Source organism: Mycobacterium sp. TH-M25 (assembly GCF_057473665.1).
In genome coordinates this window covers 1-3,521 of sequence record NZ_JBYCLA010000398.1, presented here as the reverse complement: position 1 = coordinate 3,521, position 3,521 = coordinate 1, and the positions used below count along the sequence as shown (strand labels likewise).

The following is a 3,521-nucleotide window of genomic DNA, read 5'->3' as shown; positions in this document are numbered from 1 at the left end:
CGGGGGGCTGGGCGAGGTGTCGGGCATCGCCGCGAAGGGCGTGTCCGCCAGCCTTTCGGCGTCCCTCGGCAGCGCCGCGGTCGACTTCAGCATCGGTTTGACCCGGTCGAGGGTGGCGGAGACGACGAAGGCGCTTGCGATGCCGGCCAGAAACATGATCGCCAGCCATAGCCGCTCCCCGGTGATTGTCGCGGCCATAATCCAGACGTAGGTGTTGAAAAACACCAGTGCGGTCAGCAGCACCACGGGGAGGGCCCGGACCGCCAGGGCGCCGACTGTCGCGAGGTGCGACAGCGTCATACGCATCGCCCATCCCAGGACGGACCCTAAGCCGCTGGCGGTCAGGATCGGTATTGCGGACACCACGACGACCGACGACGGCAGGTCAGCGACCCGTTCGCTTTTGACGATCGTCACGAGTATCGCCACCGCCGCCGCGCTGGTCGCCGTGGCCGCGCGTTGCCGGCTGTGTGATGGCCACCTGGACACCAGCCAGCCGACGGCCACCATCAGCAGGGGAGTGATCCCGAGAATCGCCAAAATTACCCATTCGGCGGTTGTTGGCTCACCCTGGATATCGACGTCATGGCCGTCGGTGATGAGGAAGATCGGCACCGTGCAGGCTTGCAGAGTTCCGTAGGCCGCCATCATGGGGGCCGACCGCGACCACAGTCGTCGCCAGCGGCCCCGGCGGGTCAGCACCGCCGGCAAGCCGCGTTCCAAAAACCAGCTTTCCGCCGCATCACGCGCCGATACTCGGTGGCCTCGTCGGTGGCAAAGCGAAAGCTTCATGCTCGCTCACCCTAGCGGCGCCGGGAGTCGGTATATTCGGGACTCGAGATTATATGAATATGAAACAGTCGATGCCCGCCGAAACCCGTGTTGTTATTGCCGGAGCTGGAATCGCGGGTATGGCTGCCGCCATGCTGCTGGCCGAGGCCGGACTGCGGGTCACTTTATGCGAAGCGGCACCCGAAGCCGGGGGCAAAGCCAAGAGTGTCCGCCTTGCCGACGGTCACCCGACCGAGCACAGCTTGCGCGTCTACACGGATAGCTACCAGACCTTGCTGAGGTTGTTCTCGCGCATACCCACCGAGAACGGCATGACCGTGCTCGACAACCTGGTCGGTGTGACTGCGGTCCGCGTATACAAGGACCGCTCGATGGGCAAAGCAGCCGCGCCCGTTCCGCTGGAACGCCGACGGCCAACCTTCCTGCGGATCATCGGCAAAGCCTTCGACCCGCTGGTGCAAGTTGGCCGGATTTCATCGCGGAGCGTATTGGCGATCGTTGGTCTGATGCAACGGGGACTGGCGCTTTCCGACGTCATCCGCTATCTCTACGCTCACCTGCGCCTGCTGTGGATGTGCAAAGAGCGAGTCGTCGCGGAGCTAGAAGATATCTCGTATGCAGATTATTTGCACCTAAGTCGCAAGTCTCCCGACGTGCAGATGTTCTTTTCGGCCTTGCCGCGCATTTTCGTTGCGGCCCGTCCGAACGCGGAAGCGGCCGCGATTGCTCCCGTCATTCTCAAGGGGCTGTTTCACTTTACCGGTGACCCACCAGAATTGAACGGCGCCAAAGCGCACTCCATCATGATGATGAATGGACCGACGAGTGAGCGCATGGTCGATCCCTGGATTCGTCAGCTCCAAAACCTCGGCGTCGATATTCAGTTCAACACGCGCGTTTCGGATCTCGAGTTCGAGGACGGTCGGATCGCCGCATTGCTATCAACTGATGGCCGCCGGTTCGCTTGCAACTATGCCATTCTCGCCTTGCCCTACCTGACGCTGCGGGAGATGGCCAAACCGGATCACGTCAAGCAACATCTTCCGCATCTCGCGCAGCAGCATGCCATTGCGCTTGAGTGGTCGAATGGCATTCAATGTTTTTTGCACGACATCCCCCCGACGTGGCCCTCGTTTATCCGCCCGGGAGTCGTCGGCACGTATTTTGAGAGCGAGTGGGCCCTGATCTCCGTTCTGCAGGGAGAAGGCTTCTGGAAGGATGTCAGCCTGCCGGAGGGAACCCGCTACGTTCTGTCGATAACGTGGAGTGACGTGGATAAGCCCGGTCCAGTTTTCCAGCGGCCGGTAAGTGAATGTACGCCAGATGAGATTTTGACCGAGTGCCTGGCGCAGTGCGGCCTCGATCGGTCCCACGTCTTGGGCTGGCAGATCGATTGTGAGCTGAAACATCTGAGTGCGGCCAAATACAATAGCTTGGCGAACGAGCTGCCTCCGCATCTTGCTTCGGCGCCCAGGCAGGGTAAACGCTTGGTGAATCTCTCGCCGCTTGCGATTCCGCTGCCTGGCGCCCGCCGCCAATCTCCGTGTATTCGCACCGAAGTGCCTAACTTCTTTCTGGCCGGTGAAGCGATCTATTCACCGGACTTGAACTTGTTTGTTCCGACCATGGAGAGGGCGGCCACCTCCGGTTATCTGGCGGCCCACGAAATCATCGGCGTCGCCGCTCCGCACGCTAGCCAGCGGCTGCAGATCGACTTCCGGGATCCTGCGCCGTTCGCGCTTCTCCGGCGTATCGACCGATGGTGGTGGAACCGGCGTCACGCCGAGTAGCGTGCCCGCGGTTGCTGTCGACGCGTCGCCTAGGCTTCAAGTCATGCAACGGATTATCGGGACGGAGGTCGAGTACGGCATTTCGTCGCCGTCGGACCCGACCGCCAACCCGATCCTCACCTCGACGCAGGCGGTGTTGGCCTACGCTGCCGCCGCCGGCATCCAGCGTGCCAAACGCACCCGCTGGGACTACGAGGTGGAATCGCCGTTGCGTGACGCCCGAGGCTTCGACCTGAGCCGCTCAGCGGGACCGCCGCCGGTGGTCGACGCCGACGAGGTCGGTGCGGCCAACATGATCTTGACCAACGGGGCGCGGCTCTACGTCGACCACGCGCACCCGGAGTACTCCGCCCCCGAGTGCACCGACCCGCTGGACGCGGTGATCTGGGACAAGGCCGGGGAGCGGGTGATGGAGGCCGCTGCCCGGCATGTCGCCAGCGTGCCGGGAGCCGCCAAGCTGCAGTTGTACAAGAACAACGTTGACGGCAAGGGAGCCTCCTACGGGTCGCACGAGAACTACCTGATGTCGCGGCAGACGCCGTTTTCGGCGATCATCGCCGGGTTGACGCCGTTTCTGGTGTCTCGCCAGGTGGTCACCGGCTCGGGGCGGGTCGGCATCGGGCCCTCCGGTGACGAGCCGGGCTTTCAGCTGTCCCAGCGCTCCGACTACATCGAGGTCGAGGTCGGTCTGGAGACCACGCTGAAACGCGGCATCATTAACACCCGCGACGAACCGCACGCCGACGCCGATAGGTACCGCCGGCTGCATGTCATCATCGGTGACGCCAACCTCGCCGAGACCTCGTCCTACCTCAAGCTCGGCACCACCGCGCTCGTGCTAGTCGTGATCGATGAGGGCCCCGCCCACGGGATAGACCTCAGCGACCTGTCTCTGTCCCGTCCGGTGCTGGGCGTCCTCGTGATCAGCCGCGATCCCGC

At 63.2% G+C, this 3,521-nt stretch carries 1 protein-coding gene and 2 pseudogenes; 2 read left to right on the top strand and 1 reads right to left on the bottom strand.

Annotated elements, in window-relative coordinates:
- Nucleotides 1-792, bottom strand: a pseudogene (locus tag AC2VOU_RS13395) (hypothetical protein); the annotation flags it as partial.
- A gap of 59 nt (nt 793-851) precedes the next feature.
- Between AC2VOU_RS13395 and AC2VOU_RS13390 the strand changes: the two are divergent.
- Together AC2VOU_RS13390 and dop are read left to right on the top strand one after the other, a co-directional pair.
- Nucleotides 852-2,570, top strand: a pseudogene (locus tag AC2VOU_RS13390) (FAD-dependent oxidoreductase); the annotation flags it as partial.
- Nucleotides 2,571-2,625: 55 nt separating this feature from the next.
- Nucleotides 2,626-3,521, top strand: an 896-nt coding sequence (dop, locus tag AC2VOU_RS13385; protein WP_486957820.1) for a depupylase/deamidase Dop, incomplete at its 3' end; no start/stop codon positions are given.